General features: G+C 72.2%; 20 protein-coding genes. 5 read left to right on the top strand and 15 right to left on the bottom strand.

What is annotated here, in order from left to right; genetic code table 11:
- Positions 1-64: 64 nt before the first annotated feature.
- Positions 65-658: a TetR/AcrR family transcriptional regulator gene (locus ACFV9T_RS10870; protein ID WP_385438424.1), complete on the top strand. Its 594-nt coding sequence runs from the start codon at positions 65-67 to the stop codon at positions 656-658.
- On the opposite strand, the gene ACFV9T_RS10865 is transcribed toward ACFV9T_RS10870, so the two are convergent.
- Positions 645-1,526: a glycerophosphodiester phosphodiesterase gene (locus ACFV9T_RS10865; RefSeq protein WP_385438423.1), complete on the bottom strand. Its 882-nt coding sequence runs from the start codon at positions 1,524-1,526 to the stop codon at positions 645-647. The two genes, ACFV9T_RS10870 and ACFV9T_RS10865, sit on opposite strands and share 14 nt — an antisense overlap.
- Before the next feature lie 169 nt (positions 1,527-1,695).
- Here ACFV9T_RS10865 and ACFV9T_RS10860 point away from each other — a divergent pair, with 169 nt between their 5' ends.
- On the top strand, positions 1,696-2,436 hold the full coding sequence (locus ACFV9T_RS10860) for a bifunctional DNA primase/polymerase (protein ID WP_385438421.1): 741 nt from the start codon (positions 1,696-1,698) through the stop codon (positions 2,434-2,436).
- Positions 2,437-2,448: 12 nt separating this feature from the next.
- Here the strand turns inward: ACFV9T_RS10860 and ACFV9T_RS10855 are convergent, their stop codons facing one another.
- The 7 genes from ACFV9T_RS10855 to ACFV9T_RS10825 form a co-directional block, all read right to left on the bottom strand.
- Positions 2,449-3,357, bottom strand: coding sequence for a hypothetical protein (locus ACFV9T_RS10855; protein WP_385438581.1), 909 nt, complete (start codon positions 3,355-3,357; stop codon positions 2,449-2,451).
- On the bottom strand, positions 3,308-4,279 hold the full coding sequence (gene efeU / locus ACFV9T_RS10850; RefSeq protein ID WP_385438419.1) for an iron uptake transporter permease EfeU: 972 nt from the start codon (positions 4,277-4,279) through the stop codon (positions 3,308-3,310). Before efeU ends, ACFV9T_RS10855 begins: the two co-directional genes overlap by 50 nt.
- Positions 4,280-4,310: 31 nt before the next feature.
- On the bottom strand, positions 4,311-5,555 hold the full coding sequence (gene efeB, locus ACFV9T_RS10845) for an iron uptake transporter deferrochelatase/peroxidase subunit (RefSeq protein ID WP_385438417.1): 1,245 nt from the start codon (positions 5,553-5,555) through the stop codon (positions 4,311-4,313).
- Between the two features lie 11 nt (positions 5,556-5,566).
- On the bottom strand, positions 5,567-6,703 hold the full coding sequence (gene efeO / locus ACFV9T_RS10840; RefSeq protein WP_385438414.1) for an iron uptake system protein EfeO: 1,137 nt from the start codon (positions 6,701-6,703) through the stop codon (positions 5,567-5,569).
- A 139-nt stretch (positions 6,704-6,842) separates the two neighbouring features.
- Positions 6,843-7,700 (bottom strand): heme ABC transporter ATP-binding protein, encoded by an 858-nt coding sequence (locus ACFV9T_RS10835; RefSeq protein WP_385438412.1) that lies wholly within the window; start codon positions 7,698-7,700, stop codon positions 6,843-6,845.
- 32 nt (positions 7,701-7,732) lie between these two features.
- The gene (locus tag ACFV9T_RS10830; protein WP_385438579.1) at positions 7,733-8,797 is read right to left on the bottom strand and encodes a FecCD family ABC transporter permease; all 1,065 of its coding nucleotides are present in this window, start codon (positions 8,795-8,797) and stop codon (positions 7,733-7,735) included.
- Complete coding sequence (locus ACFV9T_RS10825) at positions 8,758-9,804, bottom strand: hemin ABC transporter substrate-binding protein (protein ID WP_385438410.1); 1,047 nt, start codon at positions 9,802-9,804, stop codon at positions 8,758-8,760. Before ACFV9T_RS10825 ends, ACFV9T_RS10830 begins: the two co-directional genes overlap by 40 nt.
- Before the next feature lie 94 nt (positions 9,805-9,898).
- On the opposite strand from ACFV9T_RS10825, the gene ACFV9T_RS10820 reads away from it, so the two are divergent.
- Together ACFV9T_RS10820 and ACFV9T_RS10815 are read left to right on the top strand one after the other, a co-directional pair.
- Entirely contained in the window at positions 9,899-11,329 is a 1,431-nt protein-coding gene (locus ACFV9T_RS10820; RefSeq protein WP_385438408.1) for an HtaA domain-containing protein, read from the top strand.
- Positions 11,330-11,393: 64 nt separating this feature from the next.
- Positions 11,394-12,941 (top strand): HtaA domain-containing protein, encoded by a 1,548-nt coding sequence (locus ACFV9T_RS10815; protein WP_385438405.1) that lies wholly within the window; start codon positions 11,394-11,396, stop codon positions 12,939-12,941.
- Between the two features lie 287 nt (positions 12,942-13,228).
- Here the strand turns inward: ACFV9T_RS10815 and ACFV9T_RS10810 are convergent, their stop codons facing one another.
- Positions 13,229-13,888: a heme oxygenase (biliverdin-producing) gene (locus ACFV9T_RS10810; protein ID WP_385438404.1), complete on the bottom strand. Its 660-nt coding sequence runs from the start codon at positions 13,886-13,888 to the stop codon at positions 13,229-13,231.
- 95 nt (positions 13,889-13,983) lie between these two features.
- Positions 13,984-14,841, bottom strand: coding sequence for a type I methionyl aminopeptidase (map, locus tag ACFV9T_RS10805; RefSeq protein WP_385438402.1), 858 nt, complete (start codon positions 14,839-14,841; stop codon positions 13,984-13,986).
- A 93-nt stretch (positions 14,842-14,934) separates the two neighbouring features.
- Here map and ACFV9T_RS10800 point away from each other — a divergent pair, with 93 nt between their 5' ends.
- A complete protein-coding gene (locus ACFV9T_RS10800) occupies positions 14,935-15,183 on the top strand; it encodes a hypothetical protein (RefSeq protein WP_385438400.1) in 249 nt (82 codons plus the stop codon).
- Positions 15,184-15,218: 35 nt separating this feature from the next.
- On the opposite strand, the gene rph is transcribed toward ACFV9T_RS10800, so the two are convergent.
- From rph to ACFV9T_RS10775, 5 genes are all read right to left on the bottom strand, one after another.
- Entirely contained in the window at positions 15,219-17,834 is a 2,616-nt protein-coding gene (rph, locus tag ACFV9T_RS10795; protein ID WP_385438397.1) for a rifamycin-inactivating phosphotransferase, read from the bottom strand.
- 153 nt (positions 17,835-17,987) lie between these two features.
- Positions 17,988-19,076, bottom strand: coding sequence for a DUF4037 domain-containing protein (locus tag ACFV9T_RS10790; protein WP_385438394.1), 1,089 nt, complete (start codon positions 19,074-19,076; stop codon positions 17,988-17,990).
- A gap of 54 nt (positions 19,077-19,130) precedes the next feature.
- Complete coding sequence (locus ACFV9T_RS10785) at positions 19,131-19,439, bottom strand: hypothetical protein (protein ID WP_385438393.1); 309 nt, start codon at positions 19,437-19,439, stop codon at positions 19,131-19,133.
- Between the two features lie 85 nt (positions 19,440-19,524).
- A complete protein-coding gene (locus ACFV9T_RS10780) occupies positions 19,525-20,832 on the bottom strand; it encodes an MFS transporter (protein WP_385438577.1) in 1,308 nt (435 codons plus the stop codon).
- A 352-nt stretch (positions 20,833-21,184) separates the two neighbouring features.
- Positions 21,185-21,793 carry a hypothetical protein gene (locus ACFV9T_RS10775; RefSeq protein ID WP_385438390.1) on the bottom strand — a complete coding sequence of 203 codons (609 nt, stop codon included), beginning with the start codon at positions 21,791-21,793 and terminating at the stop codon, positions 21,185-21,187.
- Between the last annotated feature and the right edge of the window lie 131 nt (positions 21,794-21,924).

Raw genomic sequence — 21,924 nt, 5'->3', positions numbered from 1 at the left:
GAATTCTACGGGGTGGGCCACGCGGCCCCGGGGCTGCCCAAAAGGGGCGGCTACATTGACCCGCATGGCTCCCAACGCGACCCGCCGCAGTGAACGTTCGCACCGCGCGATCCTCGAAGCCGCGCTCGAACTCGTCGCCGAGGTGGGCTATCCCAAGCTCACCATCGAGGCCATCGCCGCCCGCGCCGGGGTCGGCAAGCAGACGATCTACCGCTGGTGGCCGTCCAGGGCGGCCGTCCTGCTGGACGCGTTCGTCGACCTCGGCGAGCGGGCGGCGGGGGAGGAGCCGTACGTGATTCCCGATACCGGCGATCTGGAGGCCGACCTCAGGGGCGTGCTGCGCGCCACGGTGGACGAGCTGCTGTCGCCCGCGTACGACCTGCCCTACCGGGCCCTGGCCGCCGAGGGCATCGTCAACCCGGAGATCGCCGCGGAGTTCGTGCGCCGGGTGCTGGAGCCGTCGGCCCAGCGCTACGTCGAGCGGCTGCGCGCCGCCCAGCGGGCCGGGCAGCTGGCGGCGGACCTCGATCCGCGGATCGCGGTGGAGCTGATGACCGGCCCGATCACCGCCCGCTGGCTGCTGCGGACGCTGCCGCTCACCCATGCGTACGCGGACGCCGTGGTCGGCATGGCGCTGCGCGGCCTCAGCCCGCGCTGAGCCGCCCCCGTATCGGGGTGGTGATCATCAGGCTCGGCGCGTCCGTGATGATCCCGTCGCACCCCAGCCGCACCATCCGATCGCGCTGACCCGCCGTGTTGACGGTGTGCGCCCACACATGGGGCACGCCGGAGGCGACGGCGCGCCGTATGTCCGCGTCCCGGGCCCGGTAGTCGACGTCCAGCAGGTCCACGACCCCGCGCCAGTCGCCGGGCCGGTCGTGGCGCATCTGCCGGGCGGACCGCCACAGCTGGGCCAGCAGGCCCATCCGGTGGGCCTCGCGGGCCACGTCCGGGTGGTTGGAGTTCACGTAGACCGAGCGGGTCAGGCCCCGGTCGCGGATCATGCGGGCCAGTTCGGGCAGTCCGGCCGGGTCCTTCGTCTCGACCATCAGGGTCGTACGTCCCCCGAGCCGGTCCAGCGCCTCGGCCACGGTCGGCGGCCGCTCGGGCTTCCAGGCGCCGCGCAGGGCGGGGGCGGGGCGGAGACGTACGGTGCGCCACTGGGTGGCGGTGAGGGCGTTCACGGGCCCGGCCTGGGACGTCGTACGGTCCAGCGTCGCATCGTGCATCACGACGAGCGTGCCGTCGCGCAGGGTGCGGATGTCGAAGTCGACGACCTGGGCGTCCTTGCGGGTCAGGGCGGTGGTCAGCCCGGTCATGCTGTTCTCGGGCACTTCGAGGGCGCCGCCGCGATGGGCCGTGTAGATGATCTGCGGGGGGCTCGTGCCGAGGCCCGTGTCGAGGGCTCGTTCCGGCGGGCGGGCGGCCGGGGAGACGGTCGGACGGGCGGTGGGGGTCGCCAGGAGGGCCGCTGGTATGGAAAGGGTGAGGACCGCCACACCGGTCAGAAAATACCTGGTGATCATAAAGGGAACGCTAGGGGTGCTCGTTCTGTTATGTCCTGATATCAGCACCCGGACGTGGGTCCCGGCGTCACCCCGGATGCGGACACCGGCCACCTCGGGCGCAGGATGGTGGCAGCATTGATCGGGTACCGGCGGTACCGCCGGTCGCGGCGGTGAAGCGAGGCGATAGATGGAACGCAAGAGCAGGTTCACCCAGTGGCTGCGCCGGCCGAGAAGCGCGACGGGCGGCGATAGCGGCTCGGGAGCGGTCGCCGCGAGCGCCCGCGAGGACCTGCTCATGGCCGCGGCCGCCGCCGGATTCCCGCTCGCGCCCGCCGCGTACCCCTCCGGCTACGGCTGTTCCTGCGACCGCATCGGCTGTCCGACCCCCGCCCGGCACCCCGTCTCCTTCGCCTGGTCGACCCAGGCGTCGACCGACCCGGACAAGGTCGCCCACTGGCTGCGCGCCGACCCGCAGGCCAACTTCATCACCGCCACCGGCCATGCCCACGATGTGCTCGACGTACCGGTCGACGCGGGGCGGCAGGCCCTGGAGCGGCTGGGCGCCTCGGAGGTGGAGGTCGGGCCGGTCGCGACGAGCGGTGGGGATGTGCGGCAGGGGCGGATGCTGTTCTTCACGGCGACGCGGGGGACGCCGGACGACGAGGACGAGTGGTGGCCGTGTGAGCTGGACTGCCATCCCGAGACGATGGATGAGCATCCGGGGCTGCGGTGGCATTGCCGGGGGAGCTATGTGCTGGTGCCTCCGGCTCGGCTGCCGGGGGATGGGCGGGTGGCGTGGCTCCTCGGGCCGGAGCGGGCGTTGCCGGATCCGTTGACGTTGTTGGAGGCGTTGACGGATGCGTGTGCGCGCTTTGTCGCGGAGGAGGACGACGAGCATTCGTCGGCTGCGTGGCCGATAGGGCGGTAGCGGGCGGTAGCCCTATTCGCCCTTGGCGGCTGTTACGCCTTCCAGGCGGTTCAGGAAGACCACCTTCGGGTCGGCCGCGTCCTTCGCGGGGACGCGGACGGCCGACTCGGCCACCCGGGTCAGCGTCACCGCCCGCTTCGCCTCGCCCGTCATCAGCGCCTTGACCTGCGGATCCGGGTTCGGCCGGAAGCCCTTCGCCATGGTCTGCTTCTGCCGGTGGTGCGAGGCGAAGAAGACCACCGCGCCGCCGTCCTCCGTCCGCAGGCCCACCGGGGCCTCGGGGCCGCCCCCGGACGCCGGGGTGTCGATGTACTGCGTCCAGAACTTCGGCGTCTTCTTGAACTTGCCCCGCGACTCCCGCAGCCCCGACGTCGCCTGCCCGTCCGCGAACGTGCCGCCCTCGCCCGTCATCAGGTAGTTGACGTACGCGCCGCTCAGCTTGTCCGGCCGGACGGCGAGCCGGGGCGCCGCGCCCGCGGCCTTGACCGGCTTGGCCCAGCCGTCCTTGTCGGTCGCGAACTCCGGAACCTCGTCCTGGCTGAGGATCGACAGATACGCGGCCTTCCACGGCTTGTCGATGCCGTCCCGGATGAAGACCACCAGCCACCGGTTGCCGTCCCGGTTGCTGTCGGTGTCCGCCACGAAGAACTTCGGCCACCCGATCTGCCGGGGGATGTGGAAGTTCGCGTCGGACAGCTTCAGCGCCGGGTAGTTCGGGTTGCCCTGCGGGGAGTTGGCGTGCTGGGCCTTGAGGTCGGCCGTGCTGATCGCCTCCAGCGGGCCGGTCTCCACCTGGCTCACCACCGACGGGTCCAGCTCCTGGTACGCCTTGTTGTACGTGGCGGTGAAGTCGCGGAGCGCCTCGGCGGCCTCAGCCTTGTCCACGGACGGGATGTTCTCCCGTTCGCCGTGCACTGTTATGCAACCCGTCAATGTCATCCCCAGCGCCAGCACCGCCGCTGCGGTCGGTAGGGCGGACGGCCGGCGGGATGACCTGCGTGTCATGGGGCTGCGGCTCCTTCGGGGCTGCGTCGGACGGCGCCACCCTACCCGGGGCGAAGAAGAAGGTCAGCGTGGGGACCAGATAGAGCAGCCACACTGTGACCTGGAGCCAGGTGGGGTCCGGCTGGAAGTTGAAAATGCCCTTGAGCAGGGTTCCGTACCAGGTGTCCGGCGCGATGGTGGCGCTGATGTCGAACGCCTGGGAGTGGAGACCCGGAAGCCAGTTCGCCTCCTGGAGGTCGTGGAAGCCGTACGCGAGCACGCCCGCCGCCACCACGACCAGCACGCCACCCGTCCAGGTGAAGAACTTCGCCAGGTTGATCCGTACCGCGCCACGGTAGAACAGCCAGCCCAGCACCACGGCGGTCAGCAGCCCCAGCGCCACCCCGATCAGCGGGTCCGCCGAGCCGTCGTTGCTCGCCCGCACCGCGGCCCACACGAACAGCGCGGTCTCCAGGCCCTCCCGGCCCACCGCCAGGAACGCCGTGGCCACCAGCGCGCCGGTGCCCATGGCGAGCGCCGCGTCCAGCCGCCCGTGCAGCTCGTGCTTCAGATGGCGGGCGGTGCGCCGCATCCAGAACACCATCCAGGTCACCAGGCCGACCGCGACGATCGACAGCGAGCCGCCCAGCGCCTCCTGCGCCTCGAACGTCAGCTCCTGCGAGCCGAACTCCAGTGCCGCGCCGAACGACAGGGCCAGCACCACCGCCGCCCCGATGCCCAGCCACACCGGGCGCAGCGCGTCCCGGCGGTCGGTCTTGACCAGATAGGCGACCAGGATGCACACGATCAGGCTGGCTTCGAGCCCTTCGCGCAGACCGATCAGGTAGTTGCCGAACACGGAGTCCGCCTCGCTCTCATTCGATCGTCCGTCAGGTGAACAGCGCCCGGCCCCACCAGTCGTCCGCGTCCCGGACGCCCGGCGGGATGGCGAACAGCGCCGAACCCACGTGCTGGATGTACTCGTTGAGCGCGTCCTCGCGCGCCAGCCGCCGCTGCAGCGGTACGAAGCCCTCGCGCACGTCGTGCTGGTACGCGAGGAAGAACAGCCCCGCGTCCAGCCGCCCCAGGCCGTCCGTGCCGTCGGTGAAGGAGTAGCCGCGGCGCAGGATGCGGACGCCACCGTTGGAGTCGGGGTGGGCGAGTCGGACGTGCGCGTCGGGCAGCATCGCCTTCAGGTTGGGCGTATCGCGCTCGTGCTGCTTGCCGTACGGCGCGCCCTCGCCCTTGTCGCGCCCGAACACGTCCTCCTGCTCCTTGAGCGAGGTGCGGTCCCACGTCTCGATGTGCATGCGGATGCGGCGCGCCACCAGGTACGAGCCCCCGGCCAGCCACTCCGGGCCCGCCTGCTCGCTCACCCACACGTGTTTCGTGAGGGCGGCGGCGTCGGTGCCGGGGATGTTCCGGGTGCCGTCCTTGAAACCCATCATGTTGCGCGGGGTCTGCGCGTCCGGGGTGGTCGAGGAGGTCTTGCCGAAGCCCAGCTGCGACCAGCGGACCGCGACCTTGCCCATGCCGATGCGGGCCAGGTTGCGGATCGCGTGCACGGCCACCTGCGGGTCGTCGGCGCAGGCCTGGACGCACAGATCGCCGCCGCCGCGCGCCGCGTCGAGGTCGTCGCCGGGGAAGGCGGGCAGGTCGACCAGCGCCTCGGGACGGCGCCCCGCGAGCCCGAACCGGTCCTTCCCCTTCCGGTCCTCGAAGAGGGAAGGGCCGATGCCGAAGGTGAGGGTGAGCCGGGAGGGCTTGAGGCCCAGGGCCTCGCCGGTGTCGTCCGGGGGAGCCTCGACGAGGTCGCTGACCGCGCCGCCGCCGACCGCGTGCCCCCGCGTCATCCGGGCCGCCGCCCGCGTCCACTCCTTGAGCAGATCGATCAGCTCGGCGCGGTCGTCGGTGGTGATGTCGAAGGCCGCGAAGTGCAGCCGGTCCTGGACGGCGGTGGCGATGCCCGCCTGGTGGGGCCCGTGGAAGGGGACGGCGCCGCCGCTGTCGGATACCGGCGAGGTGTCGGTGCCGGTGAGGGCGGCGGCCGTGCCGCCCGCGGCCGCGGCGCCGAGCGCGAGCCCGGCACCGCCCCAGCCGAGGAGGGCGCGGCGCGAGGGGGAGGCGTCGGTCATGAAACCGTCCCTCACTTCGAGACGACGACGGCGGCGGCGAGCTTGGACAGCGGCTCGGCCAGCGCGTTGACCCCGTCCGACAGCTCCTTGCGCTTCGTCTCCGAGACGGTGTCGTACGAGACGAAGCCATCGCCCTCGCGGTACGCGTCCAGCAGCTTCATCACCGCGGCGAACTGCTTGTCCAGCTCCTTGGCCAGCGCCGGGTCGTTCGATGCGGCCACGGGCTTGAGCAGCTTGTACGAGGTCTCGGCGCCCTCGACGTTGGCCTCGAAGTCCACCAGGTCGGTGTGGCTGTAGCGCTCCTCCTCGCCGGTGACCTTGCCGGTCTGCACCTCGTCCAGCAACTCCTTGGCGCCGTTCGCCATGCCGGTCGGGGTGATCTCGGCGGTGCCGACCCGCTTCTGCCAGTCCTTGAGGTCCGTGATCAGCCGGTCGGCGAGGTCATGGTCGGCCTGGGTGATCTTCTTCGTCTGCCACAGCGACTTCTCCAGCCGGTGCCAGCCGGTCCACTTCTGCCCCTTCTCCAGCCCGTCCGCGCGGACGTCGACCTTCGGGTCGATGTCCCCGAACGACTCGGCGACCGGCTCGGTGCGCTCCCAGCCGACGCGGGAGGGCGCGTACGCCTTCTTGGCGGCCGCCAGGTCGTCCTTCTTGACCGCGTCGGCGAACGCCTGGGCCTTCGGCAGCGTCTCGTCGGCCTGCGCCTGTGCGTACGCGCGGTACTCGGCCACCGCCTTGTCCAGCTTCGGATTCCGCTTGGCCACCGCGCCCTTGCCGGTCGCGGACACCTTCTGGCGGATGCCGTGGCCCTTCATCCCGGGCTTGCAGGCGATCTCGTACGAACCGGTCTTCACCTCGGCGTTGACCACGGCCTTGGTGCCCGGCCCGATGTTCTCCCGCTCGGTGACGATCCGATCGCCGGGGGCGTAGACGTAGACCTCGGTGACCTTGGAGCCCTTGTTCTCCACGGCGAGCTTCACATGCCCGGCCGGGAACGACGTTTTCGAGACCTTGCACGCGCTGTCCGACGCCGTGACCTGGACGGCGTCGGAGCCCTTGGCATCGGACTTCTCGGCGCAGCCTGCGACGGCGGTGAGGGTCGTCAGCGCCGATATGGCGGCGACGACGGGGGTGCGGGCGGCTCGCATGCGGGCTCCAGACGCGGCTCAGGGGGTAAGGCGGGCCTAACTTAACTGAGCCTTGCCTGCGTAATGTCTATGTAAGTCCAAGGGACTGCTTGCGCATGGCAAATTCTCGGCCAAGTGGCTGGTATGCGTTATGGGGCCGTTATGCGTGGGCGTTGTCGTCCCGGCGCGGCAGCACGATCCGTTCCCCGGTGCGGGGGTGCGGGATCACCTCCACGGGCTGCCGGTAGACGCGGGACAGCAGGGCGGCGTCGAACACCTCCTCAGGCGGCCCGTCCGCCGCGATCCGGCCCTCGTGCAGGACGGCGGCGCGGTCCGCGTGGGCGGCTGCCAGCGACAGGTCGTGCAGCACCACGACGACCGCGTCGCCCGCGGCGGCCCGGTCCCGGCAGACGTTCAGGACCAGCTCCTGGTGGCGCAGATCGAGGGCGGCGGTCGGCTCGTCGAGCAGCAGCAGCGGGGTGCGCTGGGCGAGGATCCGGGCGAACGCGACCCGGGCCCGCTCGCCGCCGGAGAGTGCGAGGAACGGCCGTTCGGCGAACTCCGCCACCTCCACCCGGGCCATCGCGTCCGCCACCGCCGCCTCGTCCTCGTCCTCGGCGGCGGTGCCCGCCCATGGCGCCCGGCCCATCGCCACGACCTCCCGGACCGTGAAGGGGAAGGCGAGGGTGGGGTCCTGGGGGAGCACGGCGCGGCGCAGCGCCAGTTCGGCGGGCGCCCACGCGGCGACCGGGCGGCCGTCGACGCGGACCGTGCCGGAGGCGGCGGGCAGATCGGCCGCGAGCGCGGCGAGCAGCGTGGATTTGCCCGCGCCATTGGGCCCCACGAGCGCCAGTACCTCCCCGGCCCGGACGGTCAGGTCGGTCTCGGCGAGCACCGTACGGGCCCCCAGCCGCACCGTCAGCCCCTCGGCCTCCGCGACGGCCGCGCCCGGGGCGACGGGGTCGGGCGCGAGACGGTTGCCGCGCCGGGCGAACAGCCGCTGCGGGAGTCCGCTCATGCCCCTGTTCATGCCCCTGTTCATGCCCTTCGTCATGCCCAACCCCCTTGGCGGCGGCGGGTCCTGCGCAGCAGCCAGAAGAAGAACGGGCTGCCGACGAGCGCCGTCAGCACCCCGAGCGGCAGCTCGGCGGGCTGGGCGATCGTACGTGCCGCGAGGTCCGCCGCGACCAGCACCAGCGCCCCGCCGAGCGCGCTGCCGGGGACGAGGAAGCGGTGCCCGGGACCGGCCGCCATCCGCAGCACATGCGGCACCAGCAGCCCGACGAAGGTGATGACGCCCGCGACGGCGACCGCGGCGGCCGTCAGCAGCGCGACGACGAGGATCAGCGCCAGGCGCAGCCGTTCGACGTCCACCCCGAGGTGGCGGGCCGGGCGCTCGCCCAGCGCGAGCAGGTCCAGCTTGCGGGCGTACAGCGGCGCCACGACCAGACCCGCGAGCGCGCACGGCAGCACGGCCAGCACCTTCGGCCAGGTGGCCTGGGCGAGCGAGCCGAGCTGCCAGAAGGTGATCTCGGTGATCTGGGCGTTGTCGGCGAAGAAGATGGCAAGACCGATGAGCGCGCCCGCGAAGGCGTTGACCGCGATGCCGGTGAGGATGAGCGTGACCACCTCCGTACGGCCGTCCGCCCGCGACAGCGCGTAGACGACCAGGACGGTGAGCAGCCCGGCGCAGAACGCGCACACGGTCACCGTCCAGGTGCCGAGGAAGTTCAGCCCGAGCGCGATGGAGCCGACCGCGCCGACGGCGGCGCCCATGGAGATGCCGATGACGCCCGGTTCCGCGAGGGGATTGCCGAACAGCCCCTGCGTCAGCGCGCCCGCGCACCCCAGCGACGCCCCGACCAGCAGGGCGAGGACGACGCGCGGCAGCCGTACGTTCCACAGCACGCTCTCGCCCACCCGGTCCAGCGCGGCGCCGCCCAGACCGGCGCGGTGGAGCAGCGAGTCGAGCAGCGGGCGCAGCGGGATCTCGTACGCGCCGATGGACGCCGAGAGCAGGGCGAGGACCGCGAGGGCGACGGCGAGGGCGGCGGTGAGGAGCGTGGCGCGGCGGGTCATCGCTGTCCGGCGTCGTGGATCTGCCGGACGAGGGATTCCAGCACCTGGTCGGTGCGGGGGCCGTAGTTGAGCAGCACGCCGTCGTCGACCGTGACGATACGGCGGTCCATTCCGGCCGGGGTCTCGGCGACGCCGGGCACCTTCAGCAGCCCGTCGACCCCGCCGACCGAGTCCAGCCCCTTGGTCATGACGAGGATCGCGTCGGGCGCGGCCTTCGCGAGGGCTTCGCTGGTGAGCGGGGTGAAGTCCTTCGTCAGCCCGGACTCCTTGCCCGCGTCGACCGCTCCGGCGGCTTCGAGGAGCGAACTCGCGCCGGAGTCGCGGCCGCCGAGGAGGTAGACGGAGGCGGAGCCGCGCAGATAGAGGAAGGCGACGCGGGGCCGTTTGTTCGCTGTTGGGCTTTTCTCGCGTACGGCCTCGATGCGCCGTTCCGTACGCTCGCGCAGCTCCGTACCGGCGCTGCGGACGCCGAGCGCGGCAGCCACCGCGTCGATCCGGGGGCCGATGTCGGACAGTTCCTTCGGCGGGTCGAGCACGATGAGCGGAATCCCGGCGTCCCGTATCTGGTCCAGGGCCTCGTCCGGGCCCGTGGAGGTGTCGGCGAGGACGACGCTGGGGCGCAGGGAGAGCACGCTCTCGGCCGAGACGTCATGGGCGCGGGTGACCATGGGCAGCTTCGCCGCCTGGTCGAAGGTGGCGGTGATGTCGCGGGCGACGACGTTCCGGCCGAGGCCGAGGGTGAAGACGATCTCGGAGAGCGAGCCGGTGAGGGGCACGATCCGGTCGGCCGAACGCACCGTCACCCGGTGGCCGTCGGCGGACCGGACAGTGGCGGGGAGGCGGGGTGCGGGCTTGGTGCGCAGGGGTTCGACGCGGTCCGGGGTGGCGGCGGCCGTGCGTTTCGGTGCGGTGGTGCCGTTGTCGCTTCCGCCGCAGCCGGTGAGCGCGAGCAGGGCGATGAGGACGAGCAGCACCTGAGGTGGCCTGCGCGGCGGTCTGCGTCCGTGGAGTAACGCCCTGGCTGCCGACTGCGGTTGATCCACTTTCCAGCCCTTCCGCGCTAGCGCTGTTCCGACCCGACGGCGAATACCTTAGGTTAGCCTTACCTCGCTTCACCAGATGTCGGAGGGGCTTCTGATGCCGTCGTGGAGACCGGTCCATGCGTCCGTCGTGTTATGCGTATCCGTCCTGCTCACCCTCGGCCCCGCTTTCGGCCTCGTACCGCTGAGCGGTTCCACCGCGCACGCGGCGGACCGTGAGGTCGCGGGCGGGCGCCTGGACTGGGGCATCAAGTCCTCGTTCCAGAGCTATGTCACCGGGCCCATCGCCCACGGGAGTTGGAGCCTGCGCGACGGCACCGCGACCGTCGGCGACAGCCAGTTCCGCTTTCATTCCGCCACCGGCTCGTACGATCCGGCCGACGGCGCCTTCGAGGCGGAGTTCTCGGGCGGGGTGCGCTTCCTCGGGCACCGTAAGCCGGACGGTTCGTACCAACTGGACCTCACCATCAGCCGCCCCACCGTCCGGATCGGCGCCGGAAGCGGCAGCGGGACCCTGTACGCCGACATGACCAGCAAGGCGAAGGACACCGGCAAGACCACCAGCGCCCGTCAGGTACCGCTGGCCACGCTCGACCTCGGCGGGATCACCATGCGGGGCGGCGGGCCCACGGTGGTGCTCAACCGGCTCCCGGCGACGCTCACTTCCGAGGGCGCGAAGGCGTTCGCGGGGTACTACGCGGCGGGGGCGGAGCTGGACCCGGTCAGCCTGTCGGCGGACGCGCCCGCCGGGTCGCCCAGCGCCAGCACTAGCCCGAGCGCGAGCGCGAGTCCGAGCGCTGCTGAACCGGACCGCCCCCGAGGGACGTTCGCGACAGCGGCCGTCGACTGGGGTGTGCGCCGCACCTTCCGCGAGTACGTCACCGGACCGGTCGCCAAGGGGGAGTGGCGGCTGTCGCAGGGCGCCCAGGACGGTGGCGCGCTCTTCCGCTTCCCGCGCGGGAAGGGCACGTACGACGAGCGCCGGGGCACCCTCCGCGCCGCCTTCGACGGCCAACTCCGCTTCCGGGGCAAGGATCTCGACCTCGCGCTCAGCGGAGTGACCGTACGCATCGCGGACGGGCGCGGGACGCTGGCGGCCGATGTGACCGAGCGGGGTACGACTCGGCGGGACGTGCCGCTGGCCACCTTCGCCGTCGCCGCCCGGCTGCCGCGTCCCAAGAACGGCCTGATCTCCGTAACCGACGCTCCGGCGAAGCTCACCGCGCGCGGCGCCGAGGCGTTCGGCGGGCTCTACCGGGCGGGCACGGCCATGGACCCGGTGTCGCTCGCCGTCCCCGTCGACGCCAAGGCGTCGCTTCCGCCGCTGCCCGACCTGGGCAGCGCCCCGACCACCGCTGCCGCCGCCGCGCCGAAGCCGTCCGCCGAGACGGCCGCGCGACGTAGCGGTGGTGGAGGCACTTCCTCGCTGCCGCTGATGGGCGGCGTGGTGGGCGGCGCGCTCGCCGTGGCCGTGGCCGCCTTCGTCCTGCTGCGCCGCCGCCGTACGGCTGGCGCCGCACGCCGCTGAACCCCATTCAACGCCGCCCCCAATACGTGCCGGGCGGCGCCCTTGCCAAGGAGGCACCCGGACCATGACCGTCACCCCGTCCACACCCCGCAGACGTACGCCGCGCGCCCCGCGCGCCCTGCTCGCGCTCGCCACGGCCGTCGCCGCCAGTGCGGCCCTCGGGGCCACCGTGGCGGCGCTGCCCGCGCACGCCGCCCCGGCCGCGGCCGAGGCCCCGGGGCTGGAGCTGAAGGACGGCACCCTGGAGTGGGGCGTGAAGGAGGGGTTCCGTAAGTATGTGACGGGCCCGATAGCCCACGGCACGATCGAGGTCGCGGACGGTGCCCAACAGGCCCCCGACAACGGCCCGTTCACCTTCACCGACGGCACGGGGACGTACGACACCTCGACCCACGCCGTCGCCACCGCCTTCAAGGGCAGCGTCCGCTTCACCGGCCACGGCGGCGCCCTCGACCTCGCCCTCGGCGACCTCAAGGTGCGCACGGAGGGCACCTCGGGCGAGATCACCGCCGATGTCACCACGTCCGGCAAGACCAGCGACGACGTCGCCCTCGCCACCCTCGACCTGTCCAAGGTGACGCCGGGGAGCGGCGAGGGCGGCCGGATGACCTTCGCGAACATCCCGACGAAGCTGACCGCCGACGGCGCCAAGGCCTTCAACGACATGTACCAGGAGGGCACGGCGCTGGACCCCGCGACGCTGGCCGTGACCCCGGCCAGCCCGTCCCAGCCGACCCCGACCCCGACGCCCACCTCCACCCCCACGAACACCCCGACCGCGACGACGCAGCCCCCGTCGCCCACCCCGCCCACCCGCACCTCCTCCACCCCGGCGCCCGGGACGCCCACCCCCGACCCCTCCGACGCCGCACCCGGCATCGTGGACGGCACCCTCGACTGGGGCGTGAAGAAGTCCTTCCGCGACTACGTCACCGGCCCGATCGCCAAGGGCGAGATCACCCTCTCCGGCGGCGCGACCGCCCAGGGAACCACCGGCTACCGCTTCCCGGGCGCCCAAGGCACCTACGACGCCGAAGGGCCCTCCCTCGACGCGGGCTTCGACGGCGCGGTCCGCTTCACCGGCCACGAGGGCTCCCTGGACCTGAAGTTCAGCGACCTGAGCCTTGAGGTCGACGGCGCCAAGGGCGCGCTGGTGGCCGACGTATCGGCCAAGGACCGGGAGACGGGCAAGGTCACCAACAGCGACGACGTCCGGATCGCCGACCTCACCCCGGGCTCCCTCACCCCCAAGGACGGCGTCCTCACCCTCACCAAGGTCCCGGCCACCCTGACCACCGACGGCGCCAAGGCCTTCGGCGGCTTCTACGCGGCGGGCGACGCCCTCGACCCGGTCACCGCCGCGATCTCCCTGGACAAGAACGCCCCCCTCCCCACCAACACCCCCACCAACGACTCATCCACCGGTGGCACCGGCGGCAGCACAACCGGCGGCGGCACCACAACGGGCGGCACCACAACCGGCGGCACAGCCTCCCTGGCCACCACCGGCACGAACACCGCCGCCCCCAAACTCCTGGGAGCAGCCGCCGCCCTGGCCACCCTGGGCACAGCAACAGTCCTAGCCACCACCCGCCGCCGCACCTCCAAGTAGCGCCCCGGCCCCGCGCCCACCGGCTGCCTCCTACCGGCGGGCGCGGGCCCCCGCCCGGCCCGATCCAGGCCGCCGGTTAGGCTCGTGTATGGCCCAACAGCTTTTGCGCGGGCCGATTACGAGACATCACCACCGACAAGCGGATACCGACAATGGCCCCAGACCTCAAGGGGCTCGCTGGACTTTCGGAAGCCCGTGGCCATTCAGGGGCGTGAGACGCCGGATTTGCTGAGTGTTGGGGCGAGCGCTCCGACTTGACTCTGGACGGCTCGTCGTCCTCGACCTGCTCAGGCGCTGAGGGGGAAGCGGCGGCCCAGGTCGTGGAGGATCGCGGTGTTGAGGCCGTACGCGTGCTTGCACTCGTCGACTACGCGCTGCTTCTCCAGGTCGTCCAGCGGCAGGGCGTCCAGCAGGGCCCGGTAGTCGCGCTTGAAAGAGGCAGGGTTGGGGATCGACTCGAAGACGTAGAACCGCACCCCGTCGCCCTTGCGGTCGAAGCCCCACGTCTTCTCGGCCATCCCGCGGACGATCTGGCCGCCGGAGAGGTCGCCCAGGTAGCGGGTGTAGTGGTGGGCGACCAGCCCGGCGGGCCAGTCCCGGGCGCACTCCGTTATTCGCTCCGCGTACTCCGCCGTGGCGGGCAGCGGCCGCAGGCCGGAGCGCCACTCGGGGCCCCCGAGGTGGGCCAGGTCGCGCTCCAGCTCCGCGGTGCGGGCCAGGTCGAGCCGTACGAACGGGCCCGCGACCGGGTCCTCCGCGAGGCGCTCGGGGACCGACTCCAGGGCCCGGTAGACGAACCAGAGCTGCTCGGTGTACTGCCGGTAGGCGTCCACGCCGAGCCGCCCGCCGAGCAGGTCGCCCATGAAGGCCGACCCGGCGACCTGGGTGTGCTGCTCGTGCGAGGCGGCGCGGAGGAGCGCGGAGAAGGGCGTGGGCGTGGCGTCCAAGACAGCCTCCGGGGTAGGTTAGGGCGACCTAACTTCACCCTTTCCCGACGACCTGTCGGCAAAACCTCTGGCTCAGGCTTTACTCACGGGATGACTCAGGGGAGCGTCAGGATCTCCGCTCCGGTGTCCGTCACCACCAGTGTGTGCTCGAACTGAGCCGTCCGCTTGCGGTCCTTGGTCACGACCGTCCAGCCGTCCTCCCACATGTCGTACTCGTACGTCCCGAGCGTCAGCATCGGCTCGATCGTGAACGTCATGCCCGGCTTGATCTCGGTCGTGTGGTGCGGGCTGTCGTAGTGCGGCACGATCAGGCCGGAGTGGAACGACGTATTGACGCCGTGGCCGGTGAAGTCGCGGACGACGCCGTAGCCGAAGCGCTTGGCGTACGACTCGATGACCCGGCCGATGATGTTGATCTTCCGGCCCGGCTTGACGGCCTTGATGGCGCGGGTGAGCGACTCCCGCGTCCGCTCCACCAGCAGCCGCGACTCCTCGTCCACCTCGCCGCACAGGTAGGTGGCGTTGTTGTCGCCGTGCACGCCGTGGATGAAGGCGGTGACGTCGAGGTTCACGATGTCGCCGTCCTGGAGGACGGTGGTGTCCGGGATCCCGTGGCAGATGACCTCGTTGACCGAGGAGCACAGCGACTTCGGGAAGCCGCGGTAGCCGAGGGTGGACGGATACGCGCCGTGGTCGCACATGTACTCGTGCGCGACCCGGTCCAGCTCGTCCGTCGTGACCCCCGGCGCGATGAGCTTCGCGGCCTCCTCCATCGCCCGCGCGGCGATCCGCCCCGCGATCCGCATCCGCTCGATCGTTTCGGTGTCCTGCACCTCGGGCCCCTCATACGGCGCGGGACCCTCCTTCCCGACGTACTCGGGCCGCGGGATCGAGGCGGGGACGGGGCGGGTGGGGGAGAGCTTCCCCGGAACAAGGAGTGACTGGCCAGACATATCAGCGAGTGTATCGGCGCCGGATCGGGCACCATGGCCGCGAGGAAGACCGCGGCGTGAGGTGCGGCGTGACGTATCGAGACGGAGGCCGGGATGGCGCTGTTCAGGAAGGGTCCCGCCGGAAAGCCGGGCGAGTGGTACTACTGCGTCAAGCATCACAAGGTCGAAGAGGGCCCGGAGTGCCGGGCGGCGGACCGCCTGGGCCCGTACGGGACCCCGGAGGAGGCCGCCCGCGCCCTGGAGACGGCGCAGGAGCGGAACGCCGAGTGGCAGAACGACCCCCGCTGGCAGGACGACGCCCCGGGACCGGGCGGCGGTGCCTCGCGGGACGGCACCGCCTAGGCGGTCACAGGGGCCGGGGCTACGGGGTCAGGGGGTCAGGGCAGGATCTCGACGTAGCCGTCGGTCCCGCGCACGCGGATCCGCTGCCCGTCCCGGATCCGACGGGTGGCCCCTTCCACGCCCACGACGGCGGGCAAGCCGTACTCCCGGGCGATCACCGCGCCATGCGTCATCTGGCCGCCCACCTCCGTCACCAGGCCCGTGATGCCGACGAACAGGGGCGACCAGCTGGGGTCCGTGTAGGTCGTGACCAGGATGTCGCCCGCCTCTAGATCGGCGTCCGCCATGTCGAGGATGACGCGGGCCCTCCCCTCGACGGTCCCGGCGGAAACCGGGAGGCCGACCAGGGCGCCGGACGGCACGTCGTCGCGCCGGTACGCCCCGGTGAGGGCCTCGCCGTCCGAGGTGAGCACCCGGGGCGGGGTGAGCGCCTGGTGCGACCGGAACGCCTCCTTGCGCTGCTGGACGAGCTGGTCGTCCACCTGCTGCGTGCGCACGACGTCGTGGAGTTCCTGGAACGTGAGGTAGAAGGCGTCCTCCCGCTCAGGAAGCACATCGGCCCGCACGAGGCGTTCGACCTCCGCCAGCAGGGCCCGCTTGTAGACGAAGTAGCGGCTGACGATGCCGTACTTCGGGTACTCCCGGTACCCGATGAAGGCCCTGACCTGGTCGATCATCCGCTTGGCCGTGTCGGCTCTCCGGTCCCCGTCCGGCAGGGCCCGCAAGCGTGACAGCACGTCCTGTTCCTTCTGCCGGGCCTTCTGCCGCCCCTGCTCGAAGCGCCGTCCGGCGGCGCCCGGCTTGAAGTTCCTGACGTTGTCGAGGATCACGGGCACGAGCGTGGTGGGGCGCTCGCGCCACCGTGGCCTCGTGATGTCGATCTCGCCGACGCAGCGCATGCCGTACCGGTCGAGGTAGGTCTCGATGGCGTCGCGCGCCTCCGTCCCGCCCGCGAGCTTCGCCAGCTCGTCCAGGAAGGCATCGTCCTCGACGCTCTCGGAGCCCTGGAGGAACGCCACCACCTCCGGATGCGGGCGGATCACATCCGCGACGTCGAGCAGCGCCAGTCCCATCTCCGACGTGATGTTGTCGGGGGCGGACAGGGTGAGCGTGTCAGCCGCGTTCTTCTCGCCCAGCCAGTCCTCAAGCTGGTCGTTGAGCCACCACGTGGCCTCCATCCCCGCCATGATCGCGCGCAAGTTCAGCGGATTGCTGACGACGCGCTTGTGCTCCTCGAAGGCCTCCAGCAGGAAGTCGAAAAGCGCCGGTCCGGTCTTCGCCTGGATGTCGCGCTCCAGGGCGGCGACGGACGACTCGCTGCGCTCGATCAGCTCGGTGACGATGGCCGGATCGGCCTCGACCGGGGCGGCCGCGGCGCGGGGCGGCGGCCCGCCGGACTGCGGCCCGCCGGGAGGGGCGTCCGGGGGCGACGGGACGAAATCCTCGCGCTCCAGGACGGTCTCCAGCGCGTCCCTGACCAGCGGATCGCCTCGCCCCACGAGGTCCAGGAGGGCGGTGCGGCTCGCGGGCGCGGCCAGGCGTGGGGTGACGTCGAAGAACAGCCTCCCGGCGGCCTCGTGCATCGGCGCCATGGCCGTCAGCTGCCACATGGAGAGCCCCAGGGGCTTCATGGCGTCGGTCATCATCTGCTGATGGCCGACGGAGATGTAGACGTGATTCTCCCGGTCGCCGGTCTCGGGGATGGGGAACAGCGTCGTGATCGGCCGACTCTGCACGATCTGGAAGCCGTCATCGACCAGGCACCATTCGATGTCCTGCGGGCGGCCGAAGTGCGCTTCGATCCGCCGCCCGATCTCGACGAGCCGCACGACCTGCGCATCCGTCAGCGTCGGCTGCTCCTGCCGCCGCGCGTCGATCGCCACTTCCCGCGTGCCGCCGGTCGGCAGGGCGTGAACGGCCCGCTCTTTGGCGGCGATCGCCTTGGCGACGACGTCGCCGTCCCGCACCGTGAAGACGTCCGGGTTCACCAGGCCGGACACCAGGGCCTCGCCGAGGCCGAAACTGGCGTCCACGGTGGCGACCTTCCGGTTGCCCGTGACGGGGTCGGCCGTGAACAGGACGCCGGACGCGTGCGGGAAGACCATCCGCTGCACGACCACGGCCATGTGGACCGTACGGTGATCGATGCCGTTCCGCTGGCGGTACGTCACGGCCCGCTCGGTGAACAGCGAGGCCCAGCACCGGCTGACGTGCTGGAGGACCGCCGTCGGCCCCACGACGTTCAGGTACGTGTCCTGCTGACCGGCGAAGGAGGCCGTCGGCAGATCCTCCGCCGTCGCGCTGGACCGCACGGCGTAGGCGGCCTGCTCGCCGAGCCGGGCGAGCGCGCCGGTGATCGCCGCCGCGAGATCGCCCGGGATGGCGATCCCTTCGATCGTCCGGCGGATCTGCGCGCTGAGCGTGCGGATCGCGTCCCGGTCGTCCGGGTTCACGCGCGACAACTGATCGAGCCGATCGCCGATCGACGGCGCTTCCGCCACGATCCGCCGGAAGGCGTCCGTCGTCACGCAGAAGCCGGTCGGCACGTGGATGCCGTCGATCCGCGACAGCCCGCCCAGGTGCGCGCACTTGCCGCCGACGACGGCTACCCGCGTCTCGTCGACCTCGTGAAGATCCCACACGTACTGCACGCAGTGTCCCCCTATTTCCGCAGGTAGCGGCTTCGGCCGACGATTCTGCGCCCTGCCCGGGGCCTTGCCGCAAGCCCCCCGGTGCGCTATATCTTGATAGTGGCGAGGAGAGGTCTCCTCGCCTTTGCTTTTGCCTCAGACCCCGTCAGACCGTCAGACCGTCGCGTGGGTCGCGGCGCGTGCCCGTTCCGGATGGCTCAGGACATCGGTGTTGTCGACGAACTGGTCGACGGCGCCGATCGTCGGCAACGAGCGGATGGCCGGGTCGGCGATGCGGGTGGTCAGGGCCTGGGCGAAGCGTTCGGCGTGCAGGACCTGGAAGGGCCGGGAGTGGTACGGCCGGGTGGTGGGGTCGACGGGGTCGGTGAGCCCGAGCTGATTGTGCGCCGTCGCGACGGCCTCGTAGGCGCGGGCCATGTGGTGCTCGCGGTCGTGCCAGTCGGTGGCGGCGAGGGCCGCGGTGAGGACCGGGGCGAGGGCGGGCGCCTGGGCGGTGCGGGCGAAGGCGCTGCCGAGCCACTTGCCGTACGGCGGATAGCGGCGCTCCATGAGCAGGCAGAGCCGCATCAGGTCGCGTACCAGGCGGGAGACGACGACCGCCGAACCGAGTTCGTCGCCCACCTCGCCGCAGCGCCCGACGAACGCTTCCTCCTGGGAGATGCGCTGCCACTGGCAGGCGAGCAGATGGAGCCAGAGGTCGTGGGGGTACCAGCCGAGGCGGGCGCGGGCCGGTGCGAGCTGGCCGAGCCCGTCGTGGAAGACGGCCCCGGCGGTGACCTCGGCGAGGCGCTGCGTGGGGGTGGCCAGCCAGTCCGCCACGGTGATGTCCTCGCGCGGGTCGAAGCCCAGCTGCGCGGTGAACCAGCCGCCCGGGTCGATGACGTCGACCCGGTGATGGACCGCGCCGTCGGTTGCCCGCATGACCCCGATGCCCGCTTCCCCGGTGGGGGCGAAGTGCGTCGGGTAGCCGAGGAAGGTCTTCGGCAGGCGTTCGGAGAGCAGCGCCGTGATCCTCGCGCCGTGGCGCGCGACGTCCCGCGCGTGCAGGAAGATCTGCAGGCGCGGCCCCCACTCGTGGTCGGCGGAGCGGGCGGTGTCGAACCCGAGGACTTCCGAGCCGCTGCCGAGCCGGGCGGCGGAGTACGCGACCCCGGGGGCGGCCTCGTCCAGCAGCGGCCGCACGGCTTCGCGGTAGAAGCGGCGGGACAGCTCCAGCCCGGGGATGAAGGACGGCGTGGTCATGCTGGGGAGGGTGCCGCATCGGCACCTGGCCGGTCGAAGGCTTTTCCCGGCCTGTCAGGGGCCGTGGAGTTCCGTCTCCCACGGCTGGAACGGCGGCTCGACCTGGTAGCCCGGGTCGCAGTAGGCCCGTATCCACTGGGCGGCGCGGTACTGCGCCTCGCCGTCGTTCAGCACCTGTCCGCTCTCGTCGACTTGCAGCACATTGCCGTAGATCGCGAAGACCTGCTCCAGCGGTGAGCCGAACCGGAAGAGGGCCGGGCGGTAGTCGACGTCGTCCAGCAGGTCGACGTCGAGGGTGCCGTTGGCCAGGTAGAAGGCGAAGAATCGGAGCGATGCACGCACGTCGACGGGTAGATGGGCCACCGGCCCATGATGCCTGTTCTGGACACCGGCAGGCACCGGCAGGCACCGGCAGCGGGCGGCGGTGGTGGCCTGGTCGTAGCCCTCCTCAGGATCTGGGCGCGGCCGCGCGGGCGGCCTGCGCGTGTTCGTCCGTGCGCGCGTCGTACGCCATCAGGCGGGGGAGGACTGCCGCCAGCAGGGCCACCGAGGCCACGCAGGCCAGACCGCCCGACCACACCGAGGCCCGTACGCCCGCGAGGGCGGCCGTGGTCCCGGCGCGGACCTGGCCCAGTTGGGGGCCGGTGGCGTACGAGAGCAGCTCGATGCCCGCCAGACGGCCCCGGAGCTTGTCGGGGATCGTCTGGTTCCAGATCGTGGAGCGGAACAGTCCGCTCACCATGTCGCCGCCGCCCGCCACCGTCAGGCACAGCAGCACCAGCCAGATGTTCGACAGCCACCCGGCGGCGGCCATCGCCAGCCCCCAGACCGCCGCGCCCAGGACGACCATCCGGCCGTGCCGGTGGACGCGGGACGTCCAGCCGCTGGTCGCGCTGACCGCCACCGAGCCGACCGAGCCCGCCGCGTACATCAGGCCGAGTGCCCAGGGGACGCCCAGGTCGTCGGCGAGGAAGGGGAAGATCGCGTTCGGGAAGGCGAAGAACATCGCGGCCATGTCGACCGCGTACGTCCCCAGCAGCTCCTTGCGCCGCCAGGCGTAGCGCGCCCCCTCCGCGATCGCCCGCAGCGACGGCGGATCGGCGTCATGGGCGGGCGGGGCCGGGGTGAGACCCAGGGTGAGGAGCAGGGAGGCGACGAACGACAGCAGGTCGAGGCCGTACGCGAGCGGCACGCCCGCGTACGCGACGACCACACCGGCGAGCGAGGGGCCCACGATGGCCGACAGCTGCCAGCGCAGCGAGTTGAGCGCGGCCGCCGCGGTGAGCTGGTCGTGCGGGACGATACGGACCACGACCGCGTCGATGGCCGGGCGCTGCAGCCCCATCAGCGCGCTGGCCAGCGCGGCGACGACGTACAGCGGCCACAGCATGGGCTCCGGCAACAGGCTGTTGACCAGCAGCAGGACGGCGAGCAGCCCGAGCCCGGCCTCGGTGGCGAGGATCAGTTTCCGGCGGTCGACGGCATCGGCGAGCGCCCCGCCGTACAGGCCGAAGACGATGAGCGGCACCAGCTCGACCGCGCCGATCGCCCCCCCCGCCACCGTGGAACCGGTCAGCTCCTTGATCTGCAGCGGCAGCGCCACCATGGTGAGGAAGCTGCCGAAGGCGGTCACCAGGCCCGCCGTCCACATGAGACGGAAGTCGCGGGAGGAGCGCCAGGGGGCGAGGTCCGGCAGCAGCGCCCGGGTCCGCTTGCGTGGGGGCTCCGGCAGGGTTCGGTCGTCTTCGCCGGTCAAGGTCACGAGCGCCCATGATCCGGCCGCGCCGACGCGTACGGCAACCCAATTACGCCCCGGCACACCCCGATTCGGCCTCCGATTCGCCTGCGCGACGGCGACCCCATGCCGGAGGTCCGGGCCCGCCCCCGGTTCCGCCCGCGCGGCCGCGCGCCCCTTGCGGGGACACCGTGCGGTCGTCGCCCCGGGTTGCTGCCGGAGGCGGTGCGGCTGGCGTCTGGGCCTGACGCGGAGGTGTCGGGGCCCGCCTGTCGCGGGGGCGAGGCGGGGTCCAGGGGCGGAGCCCCTGCCGCGCGGCGGAGCCGCATATCGATGCTGCGGGAAGGGGCGGGGTGGGGGAGGAACCCCGGGGCTACCAGCCCGGCGGGGGCGGGGACGTCAGCTGGTCGGCCAGCCGCGCCAAGCGGTCGCGGAAGCGGCGGCGCCCGGGGCGCGGCGGCAGGGTGTTCTCCCCGGCGGCCGCGCTCACCAGGTGCTGGACCGTGTCGAGGTCCAGGTCGGCGCCCTCGGGGGCGGACAGCGCGTCGTGGGCCAGGGCGTGGAGTTCGGGGTCGCCGCCGTCGAGGGCGAGGACGGTGGCGCCGCCCCGGCGGGCGTCGTTGACGCGCTCCAGCAGCCCGGCGCCCGGATCGCCCGGGGTGACCACGAGCAGCGTCTCGCCGCGCCCGGCGGCCTCCAGGCGGCCCAGCCCGACCGCGAGATGCGCGGGCACCGCGCGGCCCACGGGCACGCGGTGGCGGACCAGGGTGGGGGACAGCTCGGGCAGCCCGGACCAGGCGGCCTCGTCGTCGAGGTGCGCGGCCAGGTGCCAGGGCTCGTACTCCTCGCTGCCCACGAGCAGCAGTCCACCCTCGCGCGAGCCCACCGAGCCCCGCAGGGAGCCCGCGAAGCGGCGGGTGGACTGCAACCACTCGGTTCCGGCGAGCACTTCGCGCAGCAGCGCGACCCGTACGGCGTCCATGTGTCCGGATCCTGCCGTGCCCGAGGGGCGGTTGGCGGGGGAATGGGGGGCGCTCACCCCTTTGGGGGCCTTCGCGGTGCGCCTTCGCGGTGCGCCTCCGCGCCAACTGTTCATTGCGCCCTCTCTTGACG

The organism is Streptomyces sp. NPDC059850 (assembly GCF_042731515.1).
Taxonomy (GTDB): Bacteria; Actinomycetota; Actinomycetes; order Streptomycetales; family Streptomycetaceae; genus Streptomyces.
This window is presented reverse-complemented; position numbering and strand designations above follow the sequence as displayed.